Annotated in this window: 18 protein-coding genes; 5 read left to right on the top strand and 13 right to left on the bottom strand. The window is 42.8% G+C overall.

Annotated elements, in window-relative coordinates; translation table 11 throughout:
* Window positions 1-156: 156 nt before the first annotated feature.
* Together AC6CIF_RS12565 and AC6CIF_RS12560 are read right to left on the bottom strand one after the other, a co-directional pair.
* Complete coding sequence (locus tag AC6CIF_RS12565; protein WP_498199886.1) at window positions 157-732, bottom strand: TetR/AcrR family transcriptional regulator; 576 nt, start codon at window positions 730-732, stop codon at window positions 157-159.
* A gap of 182 nt (window positions 733-914) precedes the next feature.
* Window positions 915-1,478 (bottom strand): GNAT family N-acetyltransferase, encoded by a 564-nt coding sequence (locus AC6CIF_RS12560; protein ID WP_498199885.1) that lies wholly within the window; start codon window positions 1,476-1,478, stop codon window positions 915-917.
* A gap of 973 nt (window positions 1,479-2,451) precedes the next feature.
* On the opposite strand from AC6CIF_RS12560, the gene AC6CIF_RS12555 reads away from it, so the two are divergent.
* Window positions 2,452-2,778: a DUF5808 domain-containing protein gene (locus AC6CIF_RS12555; RefSeq protein ID WP_498199884.1), complete on the top strand. Its 327-nt coding sequence runs from the start codon at window positions 2,452-2,454 to the stop codon at window positions 2,776-2,778.
* 307 nt (window positions 2,779-3,085) lie between these two features.
* On the opposite strand, the gene AC6CIF_RS12550 is transcribed toward AC6CIF_RS12555, so the two are convergent.
* Together AC6CIF_RS12550 and AC6CIF_RS12545 are read right to left on the bottom strand one after the other, a co-directional pair.
* The gene (locus tag AC6CIF_RS12550; RefSeq protein ID WP_498199920.1) at window positions 3,086-4,249 is read right to left on the bottom strand and encodes an MFS transporter; all 1,164 of its coding nucleotides are present in this window, start codon (window positions 4,247-4,249) and stop codon (window positions 3,086-3,088) included.
* Window positions 4,250-4,706: 457 nt separating this feature from the next.
* Window positions 4,707-6,569: a beta-glucoside-specific PTS transporter subunit IIABC gene (locus AC6CIF_RS12545; RefSeq protein WP_498199883.1), complete on the bottom strand. Its 1,863-nt coding sequence runs from the start codon at window positions 6,567-6,569 to the stop codon at window positions 4,707-4,709.
* A 415-nt stretch (window positions 6,570-6,984) separates the two neighbouring features.
* Between AC6CIF_RS12545 and AC6CIF_RS12540 the strand changes: the two genes are divergently transcribed.
* The gene (locus AC6CIF_RS12540; RefSeq protein ID WP_498199882.1) at window positions 6,985-7,737 is read left to right on the top strand and encodes a MurR/RpiR family transcriptional regulator; all 753 of its coding nucleotides are present in this window, start codon (window positions 6,985-6,987) and stop codon (window positions 7,735-7,737) included.
* A gap of 92 nt (window positions 7,738-7,829) precedes the next feature.
* On the opposite strand, the gene AC6CIF_RS12535 is transcribed toward AC6CIF_RS12540, so the two are convergent.
* The 3 genes from AC6CIF_RS12535 to AC6CIF_RS12525 all read right to left on the bottom strand — a co-directional run bounded on the left by AC6CIF_RS12535 (window position 7,830) and on the right by AC6CIF_RS12525 (window position 12,382).
* Window positions 7,830-9,002, bottom strand: a complete 1,173-nt coding sequence (locus tag AC6CIF_RS12535) for an MFS transporter (RefSeq protein WP_498199881.1) — start codon at window positions 9,000-9,002, stop codon at window positions 7,830-7,832.
* A gap of 25 nt (window positions 9,003-9,027) precedes the next feature.
* Window positions 9,028-10,452 carry a glycoside hydrolase family 1 protein gene (locus tag AC6CIF_RS12530; RefSeq protein WP_430213915.1) on the bottom strand — a complete coding sequence of 475 codons (1,425 nt, stop codon included), beginning with the start codon at window positions 10,450-10,452 and terminating at the stop codon, window positions 9,028-9,030.
* 424 nt (window positions 10,453-10,876) lie between these two features.
* Window positions 10,877-12,382, bottom strand: coding sequence for an FAD-dependent oxidoreductase (locus AC6CIF_RS12525; protein ID WP_498199919.1), 1,506 nt, complete (start codon window positions 12,380-12,382; stop codon window positions 10,877-10,879).
* 215 nt (window positions 12,383-12,597) lie between these two features.
* On the opposite strand from AC6CIF_RS12525, the gene AC6CIF_RS12520 reads away from it, so the two are divergent.
* A complete protein-coding gene (locus AC6CIF_RS12520; RefSeq protein ID WP_498199880.1) occupies window positions 12,598-13,116 on the top strand; it encodes a TetR/AcrR family transcriptional regulator in 519 nt (172 codons plus the stop codon).
* 106 nt (window positions 13,117-13,222) lie between these two features.
* Here AC6CIF_RS12520 and AC6CIF_RS12515 read toward each other — a convergent pair whose 3' ends face one another.
* The 4 genes from AC6CIF_RS12515 to AC6CIF_RS12500 all read right to left on the bottom strand — a co-directional run bounded on the left by AC6CIF_RS12515 (window position 13,223) and on the right by AC6CIF_RS12500 (window position 17,007).
* Window positions 13,223-13,927 (bottom strand): hypothetical protein, encoded by a 705-nt coding sequence (locus AC6CIF_RS12515; RefSeq protein WP_340386376.1) that lies wholly within the window; start codon window positions 13,925-13,927, stop codon window positions 13,223-13,225.
* A 101-nt stretch (window positions 13,928-14,028) separates the two neighbouring features.
* Entirely contained in the window at window positions 14,029-15,393 is a 1,365-nt protein-coding gene (locus AC6CIF_RS12510) for a sensor histidine kinase (RefSeq protein ID WP_498199879.1), read from the bottom strand.
* Window positions 15,394-15,464: 71 nt separating this feature from the next.
* Window positions 15,465-16,172 (bottom strand): response regulator transcription factor, encoded by a 708-nt coding sequence (locus tag AC6CIF_RS12505; protein ID WP_498199878.1) that lies wholly within the window; start codon window positions 16,170-16,172, stop codon window positions 15,465-15,467.
* 199 nt (window positions 16,173-16,371) lie between these two features.
* Window positions 16,372-17,007, bottom strand: a complete 636-nt coding sequence (locus AC6CIF_RS12500) for a TetR/AcrR family transcriptional regulator (protein ID WP_498199877.1) — start codon at window positions 17,005-17,007, stop codon at window positions 16,372-16,374.
* Between the two features lie 119 nt (window positions 17,008-17,126).
* Here AC6CIF_RS12500 and AC6CIF_RS12495 point away from each other — a divergent pair, with 119 nt between their 5' ends.
* The gene (locus AC6CIF_RS12495) at window positions 17,127-18,695 is read left to right on the top strand and encodes an FAD-dependent monooxygenase (protein ID WP_498199876.1); all 1,569 of its coding nucleotides are present in this window, start codon (window positions 17,127-17,129) and stop codon (window positions 18,693-18,695) included.
* 153 nt (window positions 18,696-18,848) lie between these two features.
* Here AC6CIF_RS12495 and AC6CIF_RS12490 read toward each other — a convergent pair whose 3' ends face one another.
* Both AC6CIF_RS12490 and AC6CIF_RS12485 read right to left on the bottom strand, forming a co-directional pair.
* Complete coding sequence (locus tag AC6CIF_RS12490) at window positions 18,849-19,472, bottom strand: histidine phosphatase family protein (RefSeq protein ID WP_498199875.1); 624 nt, start codon at window positions 19,470-19,472, stop codon at window positions 18,849-18,851.
* Between the two features lie 157 nt (window positions 19,473-19,629).
* Entirely contained in the window at window positions 19,630-19,977 is a 348-nt protein-coding gene (locus AC6CIF_RS12485; protein WP_498199874.1) for a hypothetical protein, read from the bottom strand.
* 399 nt (window positions 19,978-20,376) lie between these two features.
* On the opposite strand from AC6CIF_RS12485, the gene AC6CIF_RS12480 reads away from it, so the two are divergent.
* A complete protein-coding gene (locus AC6CIF_RS12480; protein ID WP_498199873.1) occupies window positions 20,377-21,933 on the top strand; it encodes a glycine betaine uptake BCCT transporter in 1,557 nt (518 codons plus the stop codon).
* The last annotated feature ends 42 nt before the right edge of the window (window positions 21,934-21,975 follow it).

The following is a 21,975-nucleotide window of genomic DNA, read 5'->3' as shown; positions in this document are numbered from 1 at the left end:
AACAGCAATCAGCCTGGTTAACAGCTAGACGTTATTTCCAAATGAATCAATACACGATTTTTCTCGAAAAGCCCCACCTCCTTCAAGCTTTCGTGGTGTATTGATCCGCCTTCAATTATTTTTGACTCCATAGTCAAGAATTTCACAAAAAAAAGATCAAGACATGATCATGCCAAATGAAGTACGCAGAACCGTCTCGATCTGTTCACGGGATGAACCTGATTTCTCCATAACTCTCACACCAAGAATGGTGTTATTTAGATAAGATGCAAGCTCTATACTCGTATACCGGTTGGAAATTAACTGTTGTTTCTGGCCACTACTTATGATCTTCTCTAATACCAGTTGAATCTCTTCTGCCATGAGCTCAGCTTCGCGTGTGACCTGCTCGTCATCTGTTCCGAATTCGAGTGATGCATTCACAATCAGACACCCTTGGCAGCTAGTTTCATCGTCTAAAAGGGAATATCGTAAGGTATCCAGTTTATCAACGGGAGACGAATCCAGGGCTTCAATCTGTTTCAGTTTAGCTATAACCTGTTCACGGTAAAGTGCCAGCGCCTTCAGGAACAACGATCGCTTGTCTTTAAAAACACAGTACAAACTTTGCTTTTTGACTCCTGTAGTACGCGTAAGGTCCTCATAAGAAGTTGCTTTGAAGCCTTGATTCCAGAACACTTCCATAGACTGGTGTAATACACGATCGACATCAAATTCTCTTGGTCTGCTCATGGGATTAATGTATCAGTTATTGACCATGCAGTCAAGAACTGATCATTTTACATCAGCACCGATCCTCCCCAAAGTGTGAAGACTGGTTCTTCATATGTCCGTTTTTAATGGTCCTTACATTAAACCAAACACAAAAGAGAATGTTTATCCCCCTTCATTTCCACTACCCCATTGAATGCGGTCTAACTCTTCCGGTAAGCAACCTTGTGAAAAGCATTGATATAACGAAACAGTGCTTCACCATCATCAGGCACATGCGTACTTGTATCCAGTGGCAGCATCATTGCCTGATACGGCTCTGGCACCATTCTATATTGATGGACATAGGAGGTTAGGATGAACCCGTTGCGTTGCCAGAACTGTATGCGTTCCTGATGAGCCTCCGTTGTCCCGAACTCCGCCTCGATAATCATACCTTTGATCCGGTGCTCTCTTAACGCCCAGGCTCTGAGCTGCTCTAGCATCCAGGTCCCTATGCCCCACCCACGCAACTTCTGTTCAACCGCGAGGTAATCGATGATCAGGATGCGGTCCGCAACATTCCCCTCCAGTCCAGTAACAGCCATCGCAACCACTTCTCCATGATGCACGCCCGTGTGTAAATAACCAATCTTCCGGTCCAGCATACTGCGCAGAATCGCTTTTGTCTTAGCGCCGCTTTGAAAAGCCTCATGATAGATGCGCTCCATCCGCGCCCACAATGCTTCATCCCACTCCTCTATAGTCGTAAACTCTAATTCCAGCATCTCATTCGCCTCCAGCTTTAATTCAGATTTATCGTGATTCAAGACATGTAAGAGATATTCCTTCCGGTTTAATGGATTATGATCGTATCTTGTGCATGAAGGCACTTCACCATCGAAGGGCTGATAGCCATAAAATCCGGGCGGGTTCGACCTCTTTTTTCTACGATTCTGAAGACTGTAGCATGTCTTTAATCTTAAAAGTTTATGTTTTTATCGTTCGCATATCTGGCGTATATTCACAAAATTCATCTATCCTGCCCGTTAACGTAATGAAAGCTGCCGACACAGGCAGCTTCATTTTCGTCGTTTATTCAATTATAGTTTCTACGTTAGCGTAATAAAGCATTAACTTTTAATATCTTCTTTAGCCTTTTGTCTATATCGAATTATGGAAAGAGGTAAATTAACTACTCCAAGAATAAAAGAAGAGCTAATAGATATCCATTGAGATATTGAAGGATAATTTGGTTTTCCGTCTCCTACAGGTCCTATTTTGGGTTGGTGGCTATCCCACAAAACATATAAGAGACCAACAGCAAACTACACTTGCAACTATATGTAACACATACTTGTTCAATCCTCCCCCTCCATTTATTGTATTCATGTCTTGAACTCTGTATATATTATAACGTTATCTAAAACGGGAAATTACACTAACCTACTCCTTAGTTTAACAAAAAATTTTCTCCTTTAAGATATTTCCTAAAATAGTTTTCAATAACTGATGGAAAATTTGCCGCTAAGGATTGTTGTTCATATCGACCAAATAAAAAATGCTTCTAATAACTCGACATAATTCTCTTCCAGTTGATTTACTTTGCTATACGATGAAATAAATACTTTCCTATTATCAGATGAAAGATGCAAATTTGAGAATTGGAGTATTCGCAGAGTGAAGTAGCAGGTTCAACCCACTGATCCGAACCGTTCCAACAGACAAGACGTAACTTTCCGCCGTACTTGGTCAGGTTTTATGATTACAGCAAGCTTCTTAATAGTTATCCTGTTGTCCGTCGTGCAACTAAATATGATATCTCTGCTGAACATCAATTTCGCTATTCCCATTGTCCTAATCATAATAGCCTTTATTATCCTATACGCCTTAGCATTATCGTTCTGGGCTGGTCAGGGCGGAAGCCGCTTGGAGCAATCGGCAGATCGCTCCAATTTCAGACCTGTCCATGATGATGATAAATGGCTATTAGGTATGATTTATTTCAATCGGAAGGATCCAAACCTAATCGTTGAGAAAAGATTCGGAGTCGGCTGGGGATTAAATTTCGGTCACCCAGTATGCTGACCAATTTTTCTCGGAATTATCGTACTGTTAGTTGTGGTGTAACAAGGCTTGGAGGTTAGTACTCGTCTCAACCGGTATATAAAATGTATGCGGAAACCGTCGATAAGCTTGACTTCATTCGCTGTGAACTTAATCCCATCACATCAAGCTTTGGTGCAGTTGGACCTACTATCATTGGGTTAATGAGTTATGAATTATAAAACAAAGAAAGCAGCTGATCACTTGGGTCAGCTGCTTTCTTATTGTTATAGAGGTTTCGTACATCGTTAACGAGCATGTAACAAACGAAGATGATACAAGTGTTTATTTATTGCAAAGATTGTTTCGTTTGTTTTCTTTTAGATAGGGAGTTATCAAGCAGTGTTGTTACGATGCCAATCACAAGGGCAAACGCACCGATCCATGGAATGTAGTTCAACAAGTTGTGGTTGACAGCAATACCCCCAACACCAGCTCCGGCAGCCATTCCAACTTGTCCAATCGCGCTATGCAAACTAAGTACAATGCCTGAAGCAGCGGGAGCGAGACTTATAAGCTGAAATTGGATCGGCGTACCTGAGGACCAGGCTGCTATTGCCCAGAAAATAAGTAACATATATAGAAGAACTATGGATTGGCCTATAAACGGGAACAACAGTAATGCAATGGCATGGAGTATCATTCCGCCAGCTAGTGTACGGAATGTACCCCATTTATCTGTACTGAGTCCTCCTATTTTGGAACCTATAGCACTAGCGATACCAAATATAAACAGGGCTACCGTTACACCTTGATCACTCATGCTAAATATATCAAGGAGATACGGTGAAATGTACGTAAATAAAATGGAATATGAGCCTAACCACACAAACGTAATCAGTAACGCTGCTGCAATACGCGGTTGCATGATGAATTTAAACTGATCACGCAAAGGAACAACTTCTTCAGCAACCACTTTGGGTATGATCAGCAGCGCTAGGAATAAGAGAATAAGTCCTATTACTCCAAGACCAATAAATATGATGTTCCAATCATAATGGGAAGCTACAACCCTGCCTATGGGTACACCGATAACTAATGCCGTACTATTCCCCATAATAACCGTAGCAATTGAACTGCCTTGTTTTCCTGGAGCAGCCAAAACCGCAGCAAGAGTAAGGAGCGTAACCTGAATAACACCGGCACTAAGTGCTGAAATAATTCTAGCTACGATAAGCATCTCATATCCGGTTATCGTTGCAATTAAAATGTTAATAACAGAGAATACAGTTAATGCATATACTAAGAGTTTTTTTCGGTCTAATTTAGATGTAAAAGCAATTAAAAAAGGAGTACCTACGCCAAACGCTATAGAGAACACTGTAATTAGCTGTCCAGCAGAAGAAACTGAAATGTTGCTAGATTCAGCAATTTTGTCTAGGACCCCGGCAATAACGTATTCTGATGCGCCATTAAGAAAACTAATAACAGCTAATAAATATATTTTCCACATATTTTTCAACAATTGCACCTTCTCATTTCTGTATTTCTAGAAAAATAGATTAATTAACTATTCACTAAAATAAATATTCTACATTCACTCCATCTGTGACAAAACCATTTTCTATATATGTCCCTTCTATTGAATTAGAAGCTAAAGACCTTCCCACAAAAAATCAGCCGCTAATCGAATGGTTAGACTCATTTGTGTGTTCCACCTTTCAGTGTTAAATCCATAAGAGATTTCTCCATATTCAGAGTAATCCTATTTATCCGTCTGTAATACATTTTATTTTGCAAAACTTATGTTACTTTTATTATTCAAATAAATATATACATTTCGGCATTTTAGTTTGAATTAACATGAGATCACATTTGTTACTCAAAAGTAACGCAGTGTTTTATTATTATAAAAAACGGCAGCGTTCCAGAGATAACTTGGAATCACTGCCGCTATTAATAACATCCAATTAGGCTTTGACTGTGTACATCAATTCTTTTTCATGAATTGTGGTACGCCCAGCCGATTGGACATTGGTATATTGAACCATGTTCGTAATAATGACCGGAGTAAGCATGTTGTAACCCGCTTTTTCGATCTCTTCACGGTCAAATTCCATCAATAGATCGCCTACGGATACTTTAGCTCCTGCCTGTACCTTTGGTGAGAAATATTGGCCTTTCAGCTTTACAGTATCAATTCCGATGTGAATCAGCATTTCTGCGCCAAGATCACTTACGAGACCAATAGCATGTCCACTCTTGGACACAGAAATTACTGTGCCGTTAACCGGAGATACTGCACGTCCTTCAGCAGGTTGAATGGCAAATCCCTTACCCATCATTTCTTCGGAAAAAGCAGGATCTGGCACCAGGCTAAGTGGCTTAACTTCCCCATTCATGGGGCTGAATATTTGTTCATCCTGTAATTTAGTGTCTTCAGTTACTGCTGGTGTAGTTGTAGATATTGCTGATGGTGCAGCTGCCTCTTCCTGGAAGCCCAGAATATAAGTAATTACGCTAGCTACAACGAATGCAATTAAAGCAGCAATCAGTGCATAGAGCAGGTTGCTAATGTCTGGACCGACATATGAGGCAGCTCCCGGAAGACCTACAGTGCTAATGAAATAGGCTTTAACCGAAAAGGCTCCCAGAAACGCCCCAGCAACTGCGCCCCCAATGAGCGCTGCAATAAATGGTTTTTTGAATTTCATGTTAATTCCGTACATGGCTGGCTCCGTAATTCCCATAAGAGCGGTCAGTCCTGTAGAATATGAAAGTGATTTGGTGTGGGTGTTTTTAGACTTGAAGCCCACACCAAATGCAGCACCACCCTGGGCCATATTAGCTGCGAACATTAACGGAACGATAAAATCGTAACCAAGTGTTGCAATCGAACCAACTGCAAGCGGCAACAGTGCATAATGCATGCCTGTAATAATCAGCACAGACATTGTGCCACCAATCAAGATACTTGCCAAAATGGATGCGTTATCAAATAACCATCTGATACCCCCAGATAAACCGTTTCCAATAATGCCACCCAGTGGCCCGATCGCGATCAAGGTTAGTGGTACCATGATGAGTAACGTAACAGTTGGTACAACAATCAGTTTCAGTGAAGAATGAGTGATGCGGTCAATCGCTCTCTCCACGTAAGCAGCGATCCAGATTGCAATGACGATGGGAATAACCGATGATGCATAGGATGTGGCAATAACCGTAATGCCTGCAAACGAAGTATTACCCTCTTGAAGCAACGCTGTAATGGTTGGATGCATGAGACCAGCCGCTAGTGCAGCACCTACATAAACATTGCTCCCCATTTTCTTCGCAGCACTAATGGCCAGAATAATGGGCAGGAAGTAGAATGCGCCATCGCCAACCGCAGACAAAATGATATAGGTTGAACTTGTATTCGTCATCCAACCAAGAGCCACCAGAATGGACACGATCCCTTTGATCATACCTGCGCCAGCAATTGCTGGCAGGATTGGCGTGAACATGCCCGATATGAAATCAAATAATGCGCTGATCGGATTCCTTTGTTTCTTTCCACCTTTTGGAGTACTCTCTGCGTTAGGCTTCATGCTCATATTGTCCACTAGTGCTTTGTACACTTCGGAAACTTCACTGCCAATAATCACCTGAAACTGTCCACCGTTTTCCGTTACACCCATAACGCCAGGTGTGTTTTTTAACGTTGTTCTGTCTGCTTGATTGTTATCGTTTAGATTGAATCTGAGTCGAGTCATACAGTGCGTAACTTGATCGATATTCTCTTCCCCACCAACCAGTTTGAGAATATCTTTGGACAATTGTTGTTTATCCATGATGTAAGGCTCCTTCGACGTATATTAAGGTAGTAAAGCTAAATTTTTGAGGATGGCAAAACAAACTCATTATGTTTTCATATGACAGCTATTGTGACATTCTCAAGCAGACTAAGGAAGCTCAACAAGCTTGAAACTTGAACTGGTTAAGGGTAGGTTGGTTTATTCGTTGCCACCTTCGTTCTCTGACCATGGACGCGTCTAGCCAGCTATAATGGAAGTATCAAACATATGTTATAACGTCATGTTACTCAGAATAGAGAAGAAAATATATATGATTTAAGTGTTTAGTTTCCTTTGACACGAAATGATTTTTGTTACAAAAGTGTAACACGTTGTTTTTTAAACGTAGGTAATGTATACTGCCTAAGCAGGCTACCTATTATTTTTATTATGGTATAAGGAGTGTATATCCATGTTCACCAGTGAGCAAATCTCATCCTATAACGAATTGGAACTATCTTTATATAACTATATTTCTCAGAACATGGAAAAAGTGGCGTACATGCGTATCAGAGAACTGGCCGATGAGACTCATGTATCTACAGCCACCATTCTGCGATTTTGCAGAAAGAATCAATGTGAGGGATTTTCCGAATTTAAAGTAAAACTTAAGATGCTCGTTTCCCAAAAGGATAAACTAACGAAGCAAGAGTTGAAAAGTCCACATCATGCAGTGTATGAGTTTTTTGAACGTTCTCAAGCTCCTGAATTAGAGGAGAAAATTCGGACGGCAGCAAAGTTAATTGCTAATGCCAGTAGCGTTATTTTTATTGGTATCGGGAGCTCCGGAATAATAGGCGAGTATGGAGCCCGATTTTTTTCAAATCTAGGGATCTGTTCCGTGTACATAAAAGATCCTCATTATCCTGTTCATACCAGAATTCAAAAAGACAGCGTTACGATTGCATTATCTACGCGAGGTGAAAACCCGTTTGTGCTACCTTATCTCCAACGGATCAAGCAGGAGAAAAATAAAATTGTGGCGATAACGAACGATCGCCAATCTACCATGGCTAAAATATCAGATGTAAGTATCCCTTATTATGTAAAAGAAGAGTATTACGAATCCACGAGCATCACCACTCAGGTTCCTGTTACTTTCCTATTGGAATGGCTGGGACGAGAGGTTTTCAAAGAAATGGTAAATACAGAATTAGAGCTATGAGAGAGAACTCGATCTTTTTATAAATACGCACCAGAAAGAGAGCCCTCTAGGCTCTCTTTTCAGTCTTAATGACTCTCTATGGGATGACTACGTTAGACGCTTTCCATTACTTTTTTTCCTCGTGTTGCTGCAATTTGCGTCATAATCATTAGAATGATGATCACAATCATTCCAATCATAGCAGGTGTGAAACTATGGGAAGCATCATGAATCCAGCCTAGCAATATTGGACCCATCGCGCCAATAACATACCCAGCAGATTGCTGCATCGCTGACCAGGAAGTTGCATCGTTCACATTGGTTGTAGAGTCAATCGGTAACATCAGATTTAAAGTGAACAAGCCCCCTGCTCCAACTCCAAAGAGTACAACGGAAACCATCGGTATGAAATTCATCATCAATAAAATCAACCCAACAATCATGAACAGAGATTCACCAACCATCCATACTCTTCTTGAAGGAAAGTTCTTCAATAATACAGGAAGTACAAAACTAATTGGGATTTGGATGACAACAAATATGGTCAGACAAAGCGTTGCATACGATTTGCTATACCCCATTTCTTGAATCATTAACGGGAGCCACGCTGTAAAAGAATAAAACAACATAGCCATTAATCCAAATGAAAGCGTAAGCGTCCATGCGCTTCTATTTCCCCAGGGAAGTTTAATTTGCGGACGTTCTTTTCGTTCACTCACATGAGCAGATTCAGATCGCGGCTTCACCATGATCCACCAAATGATCGCTGCTACAAAGGCAATTACCGCCCACCCCCCTACCGCTTTCTGCCAAGAATTGAAGTATTCCTCTAAGGGAATGGATACCATTGAACTAACTGCAGCCCCTACAGTGATCGCAATACTATAGAGTGCAATCATGGATGGCACATGATCGGGAAAATACTTTTTAATAAAACCTGAAGTTAACGGGCCAATCGAAGCGATCCCGATACCTACGATTAATGCAGATAAAAGTAAAACGAACGTAGACTGTGTAAATAGTCGAATGGCTATTCCGATTCCAACCACAAGTAGGGAATATCCAATAATTCGTTCTATTCCCCATTTCCCACTTGCTTTGACGGCAAAAGGTGAAAATACTCCCATACATAGTACGGGTATTGAAGTTAGCAAACTGGCTAGTGCAGCACTCATCCCCAGATCTTCCCGAATCGTATCTAACAGCGGAGATATGGAATTAATAGCTGGGCGCAAATTCAATGTAGCAACAAATAATGCAATAATTAAAAATATTTTTTTTCTCATCTTCTGCTCCCATTAGCGCCTATCGCTATTCTCGAAACAAACTGCTCCCGTTGCTCTGAATGACATCCTTATACCAGTGGAAGGACTTCTTACGATAGCGTTCCAATGTTCCTGAACCATCATCATGACGATCCACATAGATGAATCCGTACCGTTTTTTCATTTCTGCAGTTGTTGCACTAACCAAGTCAATACAACCCCATGTTGCATAGCCCATTAATTCAACACCATCTTGGATGGCTTCAGCGACTTGAAGCAAGTGCTCCTTCAAATAATTGATGCGATAATCATCAATAACTGTTTTGTGGCCATGCTCGTCCGTGATCAGTTCATCTACGGCTCCTAATCCATTTTCAACGATGAATAATGGTTTCTGATAACGGTCATACATCGCATTCATGATGTACCTCAGGCCTTGGGGGTCGATCTGCCAACCCCATTCACTCGCGCCCAAGAGCGGATTTGGAACACCCCCAATCAGGTTTCCCTCTCCTTTAATTTGCTTGGCAGGATCAGCCGTTTCACAACAACTTTGATAATAGCTAAAGGAAATAAAGTCAACGGTGTTTTTCAATATTTCTTCGTCGCCAGGTTCAAAATGAATGGTAATTCCGTTATCTTTCAAATAACGTTTCATGTAGCCTGGGTAGTAACCACGCACATGGACATCCGTGAAACCTGTATTCTTATGATCAGCTTCCATCACTTTGATCATATCATTAGGGTCAGGAGTCAATGGGTAAATCGGCATAGCAATGACCATACAACCAATTTTGAAATCAGGGTTAATTTCATGCCCTATTTTAACCGCCAGAGCACTTGCAACAAACTCGTGGTGAACCGCTTGGTACAGATCCTGTTTGCTAAGTTGATCCGCATGCGTGTTAATCCCGCCGCCCACAAACGGGTGTTCCAGAATAGAATTAATCTCGTTAAATGTAAGCCAATACTTCACTTTGTCTTTATATCTGTCGAAAATGGCTCGCACATACCGTTCATAGAAACCGATCATTTTTCGATTCGCCCAGCCATCATATTCCCTAACGAGATGTAGAGGAGTCTCATAATGAGAGATCGTAACTAGAGGTTCAATTCCGTATTTCCGGCACTCGTCAAAAAGGTTGTCGTAAAATTGGAGGCCTTTTTCGTTTGGCTCAAGTTCATCCCCTTTGGGGAAGATTCTGGACCAGGCGATAGACGTGCGGAAAACTTTGAAACCCATTTCGGCAAGGAGTTTAATGTCCTCCTTGTATCGATGATAGAAGTCAATTGCGATTAACTTCATATTCTCCTCTGTTGGTTCTGTTGTTGGAGGTGTCTGAATGCCGTGCGGCATGATATCCGAAATGGATAGTCCTTTCCCGTCCTCTAGATATGCACCCTCAATTTGGTTCGCAGAGACGGAACCGCCCCACAAAAAACCATTAGGAAATTGAAATGTTTGACTCATTTAGTAAGCCCACCTTTCTTTTAAACCTTCAGCTGATCTGGATAAAAAACGAATCCCGCTTTATCGGTTTTTTTATCATGTATTTGTTTGCACAACTTATGTTACATAGATTAATTCATAAAATATATGTTATTTCGTATTTAGTTCAAGGTATCACAGATTCACATTTGTAACATAAAAGTAACACAGTGTTTCAAAGGATTGCTGCATGCTAGCTCGAGGGTAACTCTACTTTTAATAAGCGGAATGGCTCCGGTCAAACAGGGCGAAGCCTCCTCACTTGCGAGCACCGTCACCTCGTTATTCAATTGTACGTCCTCATTCAAACACGAAAGAAACCCAAGGTCTATGAATCACCTGGGTTTCTCGACTATTGGTTGTGGTGGTTGTACTCACCCCTACACACAGCTTTTAAGTTGTTTTATTAGCTCATCGCAGGCTGAAGTGATTCCAGCAGTTTTTTAATCTGCTCATCATATTCCAGTTGAAATAATGGAAGGATCTCATCTAATTTTTGCTGGTACAATTCCGGATCTTGGACACGAAGCGCTGCTCTTAATTCCATTTCTTCTTCTGAACCATTGTCGTTCAGAATCCTGTCCAGGACATCCGCTTTGAAATATTCACTTGGCGGAAGGATCAAAGCATTCATTAGGAATTGCATAAAAAAGAGATGGTTATCTTTTTCCTGATCCGCTTTTTTCATCGCTTGCTTCGTAAATAAGTTGATATATTTCTGAGCAAAATCCACTCCTTTCAGTTCATAAGGCCCACCATGTTCTACCCCTCTCCAACGCAGGTCAGCCACGGAACTAAGCCACCAAGCCGGATCGATGGCCTGCTGCATACGAAGCAATACGTTCCGTTCAAACTGCGGATCGGGATGCAAGCGCTGTGCTTCCAAAGACTTTCCTATAGTCTCAGCTTCGATCGCAGCAACGGTGATACCTTGTCCATGAATAGGATCAAAGCTGCAAAATGCATCACCAAGGACGAGTAAACCAGAGGGCCAATCTTCCATCAGTTCAAAATGTTGACGAACAGACTTGGAAATACGGTACCCCCTAGGCCCTTGCAATGGCTCTAACTGCTCCATTAACTTCACAATTTTATCTGAAGCAAATAGATGCTTGATTTGATCTTGAAACTCTTCGGGCTGAGTGGACGGATACTCATCTCCTCCAGCATTGAAAAGAATGAGTCCAACGATATCATCCTCAATGCGCGTAAATATGCCTGCACGAATACCTTGCTCAGGATCTGAATCAGACATCACGAATTCATTTGGAACAGAGGATTTTATTTTGTAATAACGAGTGCTGTAACCAAGAGATACCTTCAGCACCTCCGGCTCCGGCACAGACAATCCAATCTGATCAAGCCATCTGATCAATTTGGAGGAACGACCAGAGGCATCAATAACCATATTGGCTGGAAGTTGGTCTTCCCTTTTTTCACCGCTTCTTTCTTTGGTATAAATGCCTGTAACAGCATGCTGTTCTTCAGATACGATGAGTCCGGTAACTTCCATACTTGTTAAAAAGCTTATATGAGGGATATTTTGGATTCGCTTGCGCAGCACCCATTCCAGCAAAGCTCTGCTGCACGATGCAATTTTAAATGAAGAAGGATCTTCCTTGTTAACTAATGTACCGTATCGATTAGTAACTATAAGCTTCTCATCGTGTGAAGAGATTGCCCCCAATGCTATCAATTCGTCATTGTAACCTGGGAAATAATGTTCCATAATCAGCGCGCCGCGTGGTTGTACACGGTGTGGATGAAAAGATTGAGGTACACCCTGCCGGTTATTTGGCTCCGAAGGGAATTCATCCCTTTCAATCACACATACTTCCTCATAATAATCGGCTAACATTCTTGCAGTAATTAATCCAGCAATCCCTGCTCCGATCACCACAGCTTTTTTCATGTCAGACACCGGAGATTCATCCTTTCTAGAAACTAGATTTTAATCTACACTTGTAGATCAATCAAAATATTACTTATAATACCAATATATAATCAAAATTTCTTTTATAGTAAGAATCAATATAGCGTTGGTATATAGTTAAACTACGATATGGAAGTGGTGTAGATGAAATCATTGAAAAAAAGCTTGATTTAAGAGTTGCCCGGACTCATAAATTGTTAATTACGGCCTTTAGAGATCTGTTATCTGAGCAAGGCAGACTATTCAGCAATATCACGATTAATGAGATATGTGACAAAGCGATGGTTCACCGTACAACGTTTTACAAACATTTTGAGGATAAATTTGCGCTGTTATCCGCTACTTTAACGTGGGTTCTTCAGGATTATTTACAAATGAGAATAGAAGATCGGCTTCGGCAACCCTTGCAAAGCCTATCTAGATTCATGTTGGAGAATTTACTGGAGCCGATTGTTCAGAACCAGAAGAATGACAAGGGATTTACGGACTTTTTCAAAAACTATATCGGAGATATATCCAGAAGAGATTTTCTGGAATTAAAAAGAAGAGGTAAACCATTTTCGCCTCCCATAGAACTCTTAGCCGAATATCATTCAGGGGTTATTAGTTTACTTGTGACGTGGTGGATATATCATCTTGAAGAAGATGTTACGGCGGAACAGATGGATGAGTATTACTATCAAATGGTAAACGAGAAAATCATGTTAGACTAGCATGAAGCTCATTCATAGATCACGTCCCATAAAGATGCGATTACAGCAAAAAAGCCGCTAAATTAGCGACTTCAATAGGACTATGTTCTTGTCCTTCGACTTAATATTAGTCCAAAAGGCTGTAGATCTGAATGCTCTCCACCTTGGCATCCTTGATATGAAACGACATCACATCCACATAATTGGATGGCTCGTAACGGAAGTCATCCTCCTCATTAGGGGCTCCATCACCAAGCAGTTTCCCCTCAGGGTAGGCGTTTTTGAGTGTATCCAGGCTATCTCCTGCTTTAATGTTTCGCACTGTCGCGTACTTAGGATCTGTGATTTCGATATGAAAGATGGAGTCTTGTTTCCCCTCCGGTATACTGATTGTTTTAATCTCCAGACCAGGATACGTATAGACCTTTTCTGTAAAACCGATTAACGTATCCATGTTGGTTCCGTCGTCGGCACTGTACGTATGAGATTTCAGGTTATCCGGTTTGCCCAGCATCTGTTCCATCTGATCTTCGTTCGCTGTATCCGAAATCGCAATGGTGTGCTCATTATAGACAAAAGCAAGCTCCTTCAGCACCACATTGCCTTCCTTCTCCATCGAACCTTCCTTAATAGCTTCAGTCCCCTTTTCTTCAGAACTTTCGGAAGCAGGAGCATTAGCATTTGTTGCTCCTTCGCCTTTGCTCTGTTCATTCGCTGTGTTCTGTCCGGTTGCTGGGGGCGTAGCATCATTGGACTGACAGCCCGCTAATGCCACCGTTAGTAGAGCACCTAGTACGATAACACCTGTTGCTTTGTTTATCAATTTCATCATGATCCCTCCATAAATGTGTGATTTGTTCTTATGAAGTGATTATAAATAAAACATTTGTTAGTCTCATAACAGAAATGTACCAATCTTGTAACGTTAATTATTTACGATTGTGTTTCCGCACGGGGCAACACAATCGTAACGGTTGTTCCTTCCCCGATTTGACTTTCCATGTCAATATAACCATTAAACCGCTCGACAATCTCCTTGCAAATAGAAAGCCCAAGACCTGAACCGTTCGCTGTGCTTGCATTTTTCGCCCGGTAAAAACGTTCCTGTACTCTCTCCAGCTCATCGCCCGCGATACCAATACCTTGATCACGTATCCGTATAACTACCTCACTTGGCGTATGTTCCAACTTTAATTCGATTAGCGATGGACTGCCTGAATATTTGATGGCATTGTCCACAAGGTTCGCGATCGCATGGGACATCAGCATTGGATTCACGTTGGCGTGGACTTTCGTCAGAAGCTTATCCTCCGATTTCGCTTCCGCCTCCCTGAACATAATCTCGATTCCTTTTTCTCTGGCCTTGGCACCCATACTCGTTGCGACTTGCTGAATCAGTTCGTTCATTTCCGTCTTCCGGGCTTCCAAATCGTTAGAACCAGCCTTATCGAATCGGGATAGTAATAACAGTTCATTAATCAAGCGGGTGAGCCGATCCGATTCCTGCAACAGATGAGCATAGATTTTTTGCAGCTCCTTGTTCTCGTTCTCTCCTTCAACCAAGTATTGAGAGAAACCACGAATGGCTGCCAAGGGTGTTTTTAACTCATGAGATACGTTGGAGACAAATTGTTTCTGATACTGAATGTAATCATGAAGCTGCCGCCCCATGGAATCCAGTCCATCTGCCAGCATGCCCAGCTCATCCTTCCGATTTAGATGAACTCTCCGAAACTCCTGTCTCGAGAAACTTTGCGTGGCGCCAAGCAACAGTTTAATCGGCTTGGTTGTGTTGCGGGCAATCCACAGACTGGATAACGTAATCAGCACAATAAATCCGACTGCACCCGCAAACAGGATATAACGGATTTGATCCATAATCGCATAAAAGTAGGAAATGTCCTCCACGAACTCATACACATAAGCGTTTTCGTAGAATTGATCCTGAATGGGAGTCGCAAAATAAAGCAGATGATCTTCCGTGACGGTGTAGGCATAACTGCCGCTCAGGGCTTTCTCAATATTTGTTTCAAAAATAAGAGGTTTGCCATCATTAATGATGATGCCATCCACAGCCAAGCCCAGCAACTGCTTGGAGCTGTCATAGATACGTACTTCCTTGCCTGAAGCTTTCAGCTTCTCCAGAGCAAGTCTGACAATTTCCTTGGTCTGGGGCTCTCCTGAAGATGACCTATGCTGTGATAACACCTCACGGAAGGACAACTCGGACAGATCCGCTTTCTCCATCATCTGTTTTTCAATGGTAATGAAGCTGTAGTAATCGATGGCTTTATTCACCGCAAAAATGATAATGCCAAAGGACAGCACGGAGAAAAATAAATAATTCAGCAGTAACCGGGTTGCATACTTCAGGCCTCGCCACCTCCAAGTTGATAGCCAAATCCATAAATCGTCCTGACGTACTTCGGTTCGTCCGCGTTATCCTCCAGCTTCTTCCGTAATCGCATGATGGTCATATCCACACTGCGGCTGTCTCCCATAAAGTCATATCCCCATCCGATCTGCAGCAGCTCATCCCGGGTAAAGATTTTGTCTGGCCTCTTGAGTAACGTTTCCAGAATTTTGAACTCTTTGGCCGTTAAAGACACGGGTTCACCGTTTTTCAGCACCCTGCGGCTTTCCAGATCAAATGTCAGTTCTTCATGAATGATGCGTGTAGATTTCACTTCTGTTCCTTCACTTGATTCCTCCTTGCTCTCGTTTCTTCTCAGAATCACCTTGATCCGAGCGAGCAATTCACGATTGTCAAAGGGTTTGGTCATGTAATCTTCCGCCCCTAGCTCTAGACCCAACACCTTGTCGATTACCTCGTTTTTGGCAGAGAGCATGATCACAGGAACGGCACGTTTCCCGGTGATTTCCTTGCATAGGTCATATCCGGAGCAGTCAGGCAGCATCAGATCAAGTACCACTATATCGGGTTGAAAAGAGTCGAGCAGCTGCAAGCCCGTTTTGCCGTCCTCTGCGGTCTGCACATCGTAGTTTTCTCGCCTTAGCACCAGCTCAATTAAATCTCGAATTGCGATTTCATCATCAATGACTAGGATTTTCTTCAACTGTACACCCCTATCTAGCCTTGTTTTCGCCACACCCATCTTAGCACAAGCGATTTAGATTCCTCCACCAGCAGGAAGATGAGACTTGATTGGGCGGGACGTACCGGGCGGTGTACTTGGGAACATTATTGCGGGTTTTATCGGTTCCTGTTTTATTTTTTGAACAAAATCGCAATCAGTATGATGGTTGATTTTCGTTTTAAACGGTACGAGGTCCATAAGCACAAAGAAAAACGCGTACACCTTCAGTGATGATACGTTTGGTTTGTTCCTCTTCGAATGCCTCTGTTTTTCCAGGTTGATTAAATACCAATAAAAACGTTAATGCAGCAAAGTGCTTTGTAGCCATTTCAGGATCGGGCACATGGAGCAATCCGGTTTGTCCAAACTCTGTAAACCTCCTGATAATCCCCTCTTCAGTTGCGTTATCCAGCCTATCAAAAAACGAGTCTGGCAGGTTGGCGGCTTCCACCGTAACCAGACGGATCAAAGCCATGTAATCGGACGAACCGTTCGCAGAAGCTACGATTTGTTCGCAAAATAAGATGAGCGCCTGCTTCAGATCCTCGAATTCCAAGAGGTGATCTGAAATCCCTTGCTCAATCATGTCAAGAACCGCCAAACTGGATTCTTCAACAACGGCAAGCAGTAGATTCTGTTTGTCGCCATAATAATCATAAACTGTCCGTTTGGAAACTCCCGCTTTAGCTGCGACCGCATCGACGCTGGATCGATCAAACCCATCGGAAAGAAACAGGTCTCGTGCTGCCGCCATAATTTTAGCTCTTTTGTCTGAAGAGCCTTTGCGGATTTTCTTGTTTTCCATATGATCCATTCTTACGTTGCCCCCTTATAGGTATACCATCAGAGTTCCGTTCTGTTTACAAACTACACTGCACGGTGTAGTATAGCAAATGTAGCATATCAAATCAATGAACAAGGAGGATTCTATTCATGAATAGCAAGCCGTCTTTTGTTGATGTTCTTATTGTCGGGGCAGGACCTACAGGGCTTACACTTGCCTGTGATCTGGCCCGTCGAAACATCAACCATCGTATTATTGAACGAAGCTCCTTATTTAACGTTGCTTCTCGCGCCAAAGGAATACAGCCTCGCTCGCTTGAAGTCGTCGATGATTTGGAGGCCGTCCACTACATTATTGACACAGGTGTTGTGGATTTGCCTGTTCGTTATTATACCGCAGATGGCAGGAGTGTGGACAAGCCGGCTATTACCGTTGCAGCCAGCCCCGAACTTGAAACACCCTATCGTGATCCGGTCTGGATTGCTCAATATGATGTGGAAAAAGCATTGCGCGACCGATATGCAGTGCTTGACGGTCAAGTTGAGTTGGGCATGGAAGCCATAAGTCTTGTTCAGGATGAGGATGGTGTAACGATAACCGTGAATACACCACAAGGAGAAGAGCAAATTCGCGCTCGTTATGTAGTCGGCGCTGACGGAGGCAAAAGCAATATCCGCAAATTTATTCACTTACCACTGGTTGGGGAAACACACGATCATGAGCGATGGTATCTTGGCGATGTACGATTGGAAGGGTTAGATCGTGACCATATCCATATCTGGACTTCTTCGGAGGGGATGATCGGGGTGACGCCGCTGCCAAAATCCGATATTTGGCAACTGCAGGCTACAATTCCGGAAGACATCGAAGAACCAGAGCAGCCGTCGCTAGAGGCGTATCAAGCCATGTTTGACCGTCGCGCCGGGGCCGGACGTGTTCGGCTCACGGATGCTTCCTGGCTGTCCATCTATCGGGTCAACGTTCGTATGGTCGAATGTTACCGCAACGGCCGGGCCTTCCTTGCCGGCGATGCTGCTCATGTTCATTCGCCGGCCGGTGGTCAAGGCATGAATACGGGGATGCAGGACGCGTACAATCTCGGCTGGAAGCTGGCGGCTGTGATACGGGGAGCGGACACCGCCTTACTCGACACATATGATGAGGAGCGCCGCCCAGTGGCTCAATCTGTTCTTGAGGACAGCACGAAGAAGATGGGCGTGGTCATAGGAACGGCGACTGAAGGCGGAGGGTTGTCCCAAACTTTGAGCACCATATCCGACGATCTGACGAGTGGGCTACTCATTTCCTATCGCTCAAGTTCGCTTACCCGTCATCCTGCTCGAACAAATGCTACCCGTTCATTTCCTGGGGATCGTGCTCCTAATGCTAGGGGCCTGCAAGGCACCGGATTTGCAGGAAGTCTCTTTGAGCTATTGCGAGGCCCACACTGGACGCTTTTGGCTTTTGCAAACAGCATCGATCCTTCGCTAATGAACTTCACCAACAACGAACTCCATATGCATTATATCCTGCCATCCAACATGGAGGGGGCGGCGGAAGGTTTAATAGACACAGCAGGTAATGCCTATCGAATTTACGATGCAACAAATAAAGAACTCATATTGATTCGTCCCGACGGTTACATTGCAATGCGTACCTCCATTGATGATATTTCATCGATTTTGAATTACTGGAATTCCATTTATCGGGCAAACTGATTTGGATAAGGCCAGCGGAAATAAAATTAATTCAAGAGGAAATTAAAGAGGGCTACTTTTGACACCAAAAGCGGCCCCCTTCCTTTCACTTCAATCCATTTTTTAAAATTGTGCCTCATGAATTATAAACTTCAATTTAATTTGACATTCCGGCTATCCGGCTAGTTGTAAAAGATCTTCTAATGTCAATTTCCCAATAACCTCATACCCTTTTTGATCTCCCAGTGGTTTTAAAATTACGGTCTCCATACTCGCGAGTTCTCCTAATCCTATCCCAGGAGGAAAAGAGTGAGCTATAATTACTCTGTTAACATGAGTTGGAGGTATTTGTTCAATTTCATTTGTAAATGCTTGCAATGTACTATTTATTTTTTCAGTGCTCGGGTTTTGACCGAGATTATATATGTTTAACCAGAATTCATTTACTTTTATATGTTGTGTACCAAAAGCAATCTGAGCCGTTTGGAGGGTTCTACATAATGGACTTGCTTCTAAAGGTATTTGGACGGGAATGTTTAATTTACGGATAGCATCGCCATACTTTTCAGCTTGTTCCTTTCCCAAAACACTTAAATTCCTCTGCGTAGTGCAATCTGTTAAACTAAAGTTTTGTTGATCTTCCCCTACAGTTGCATCTCCATGTCGGATATAAAGGATGTATCCGCCTTTTTGAAGATCTTTTATGAGAGAAGAACCGTTAATCTCTGCTCCCCAGGCACTAAAAGTTGTTCCAAGCAACAGAAAAAAACAGGGTATCAAAATGAATAATCGGTACATTTATCTTCCACCTTTTTTTCTTCTACGCTCCCCTTATTGCGATAATTTATACAACACTTCATCTACTCTACGTCAAGTTTCTAGATTCAAGGAAAAGGCTACTCTATACATATATACTGTTCCCGTTGTTATCCTATATAATTTCTGTTGTTTAGGTTTACGCAATGTTACAATCCAGACTACTGAAAAATCGTTCAACAAAAACATCACCATATATTTTCTTCATATGCGCTGTGTTAAAAATATATTGTTTCATAGGCTCAAGCCTGCGAAGACTGCGTACCAGTACTTTCCGATCATCGTCAGATAGATTAGGGTCATCGTCTATCTTCGTCAGAGCATTTTTCACACGTGCGGATACCTGTTCAACATACACATGGTTTTTGGATTTTGGCGGAATACATTGCGTCAGATCACAACTGACAAAACGAACACCGTCAAGGTTGCAGTTTTCAAAATTGGCGATTAGCTTTTGGTTGCCAATTCCCTCAAACGTAATATCCACTAGCTTGCCGGTAAAGGAACAATTGACGATATTCGCCGCTTGTAAAACCCGGTCATTGAATCTACATTACAATATCAGAAAATAATTCGTTGTTTACTGACATACCAGACTCAAGTCTTCTCATCCCTATCACCCTATCATATCTTCAGAATCTTTTTCATTATAATAACCTTATTTTGGAGTTGAATTCTCTTTGGAATCCCCTTCTCATTTTACTCTAAAATGAGCATAACTAAACTTCATAAGGGCAACGGAAAAGGGAACGAATAAACTGACGGGTGTTTCATTACACGGCGGTTTGTTTTAAATTATCAACAGCTAGCTTTCCGAAATATTACAAGTCGGACTAGCACATACTAAGAAACGGTTGGCTAAGCTTACATAACGGAGGGTCTCATCATGGTATTTACAATCACAGTTATCATCGTTGTACTGTTTGCAATATGGGGAGCCGTCGCTCCTTCTCAGCTGGCGGATGTGGCTAATGTAGCCTACAACTTCTCTATTCAGAATTTTGGCTGGTTTTATTTGCTAGCGACACTGTTCTTCCTGATCTTTGCTTTCTATCTGGCGTTCAGCCGATTTGGCGGTATTAGGCTGGGGGATGACGATGATGAGCCGGAATATTCTACGGTTTCCTGGCTGTCCATGCTGTTTAGCGCTGGTATGGGCATTGGGCTGGTTTTCTGGGGAGTTGCTGAACCGCTGTCCCACTATTTATCTGCACCGGAGGGCGCGGTACCCGAAACAACGCAAGCAGCAAGACTTTCAATGCGTTATTCCTTTTTCCACTGGGGGCTTCATCCTTGGGCTATCTATACTGTCATCGGCTTGGCGCTCGCTTACTTCCAGTTCCGGAAAGGCTACAAAGGACTGATCAGTTCCACCTTTATTCCGCTGATCGGTGAACGTCTTGCTGCAGGCTGGCTTGGTAAGATCATTGATATTCTTGCAGTCATTGCAACGATCTTCGGTGTTGCAACCTCTCTTGGATTGGGTGCGCTTCAGATCGGCGGGGGTCTGAATTACTTATTCGGTATTCCAAACTCGACGCTGTCCCAGATTGTCATTATCTCAATTGTAACCGTACTGTTTTTGATCTCGGCAACTTCCGGTCTGGATAAAGGTATTAAGATTCTGAGCAACACCAACCTTGTTATAGCTGTGCTATTGATGGTGTTTGTATTGGTGACTGGACCGACTTCTTTTATATTTGACACATTCACGACAACCTTGGGCAGTTACATGCAAAATATTATTAACATGAGTTTGAGACTGACACCGTTCTCCAAAGAAACCTGGATTGGAGCATGGACGTTATTTTACTGGGCATGGTGGATCGCATGGGCTCCCTTTGTTGGCACGTTTATCGCAAGGGTATCCCGAGGAAGAACCATAAAGGAGTTTGTAATTTACGTCATGGTTTTTCCAAGCCTGTTCGGATTTATCTGGTTCTCCGTCTTCGGCGGAACAGGACTTCACCTCGAATTGTTTAATGCCGCCCATTTGGCGGAGGCTGTCAAAGAAGATACAACAACCGCTTTATTCCTTACACTGGAGCAGCTTCCTTTGGGTACGATCATAGCATTCATCGCTACACTCCTGATCATGACCTTCTTTATTACGTCGGCTGATTCGGCTACCTTTGTGCTGGGTATGCTGTCTTCAGATGGCAAGCTGGACCCGAGTACGAGAGTGAAATTAACCTGGGGAATCATGCAGTCCGCCATCGCGATAGTCCTACTGATCAGCGGGGGGTTGAACGGTCTCCAGACGGCCTCCATTGTGGCCGCATTGCCGTTCGCCGTTGTTCTTATTGGTATGTGTTTCTCCCTGCTCAAGGCTCTGCAAGCTGAGGACAGAGAGCGCCGTCAGAAAGAAAAACGGCAGCGCCAGAAACTGAAACGACTGCTGGAGGAACAAGAACACTCGCTGAATGAAATTCCCGGCAGGTAATGTATACTTGATGTTAAAACAAACAAAAGCCCGCGTCGTTGC

The sequence above is a fragment of the Paenibacillus sp. GQ49 genome (genome assembly GCF_059759055.1).
Note: the sequence above shows the minus strand (reverse complement) of the source record. Positions and strands in the feature narration are given on the sequence as shown.

Excerpts from the sequence above, each read along its gene's own strand:
- AC6CIF_RS12565 (WP_498199886.1), bottom strand. The coding sequence starts at position 732 with ATGAGCAGACCAAGAGAATTTGATGTCGATCGTGTATTACACCAGTCT.
- AC6CIF_RS12560 (WP_498199885.1), bottom strand. The coding sequence starts at position 1,478 with ATGCTGGAATTAGAGTTTACGACTATAGAGGAGTGGGATGAAGCATTG.
- AC6CIF_RS12555 (WP_498199884.1), top strand. The coding sequence starts at position 2,452 with ATGATTACAGCAAGCTTCTTAATAGTTATCCTGTTGTCCGTCGTGCAA.
- AC6CIF_RS12550 (WP_498199920.1), bottom strand. The coding sequence starts at position 4,249 with ATGTGGAAAATATATTTATTAGCTGTTATTAGTTTTCTTAATGGCGCA.
- AC6CIF_RS12545 (WP_498199883.1), bottom strand. The coding sequence starts at position 6,569 with ATGGATAAACAACAATTGTCCAAAGATATTCTCAAACTGGTTGGTGGG.
- AC6CIF_RS12540 (WP_498199882.1), top strand. The coding sequence starts at position 6,985 with ATGTTCACCAGTGAGCAAATCTCATCCTATAACGAATTGGAACTATCT.
- AC6CIF_RS12535 (WP_498199881.1), bottom strand. The coding sequence starts at position 9,002 with ATGAGAAAAAAAATATTTTTAATTATTGCATTATTTGTTGCTACATTG.
- AC6CIF_RS12530 (WP_430213915.1), bottom strand. The coding sequence starts at position 10,452 with ATGAGTCAAACATTTCAATTTCCTAATGGTTTTTTGTGGGGCGGTTCC.
- AC6CIF_RS12525 (WP_498199919.1), bottom strand. The coding sequence starts at position 12,382 with ATGAAAAAAGCTGTGGTGATCGGAGCAGGGATTGCTGGATTAATTACT.
- AC6CIF_RS12515 (WP_340386376.1), bottom strand. The coding sequence starts at position 13,927 with ATGATGAAATTGATAAACAAAGCAACAGGTGTTATCGTACTAGGTGCT.
- AC6CIF_RS12500 (WP_498199877.1), bottom strand. The coding sequence starts at position 17,007 with ATGGATCATATGGAAAACAAGAAAATCCGCAAAGGCTCTTCAGACAAA.
- AC6CIF_RS12495 (WP_498199876.1), top strand. The coding sequence starts at position 17,127 with ATGAATAGCAAGCCGTCTTTTGTTGATGTTCTTATTGTCGGGGCAGGA.
- AC6CIF_RS12490 (WP_498199875.1), bottom strand. The coding sequence starts at position 19,472 with ATGTACCGATTATTCATTTTGATACCCTGTTTTTTTCTGTTGCTTGGA.
- AC6CIF_RS12480 (WP_498199873.1), top strand. The coding sequence starts at position 20,377 with ATGGTATTTACAATCACAGTTATCATCGTTGTACTGTTTGCAATATGG.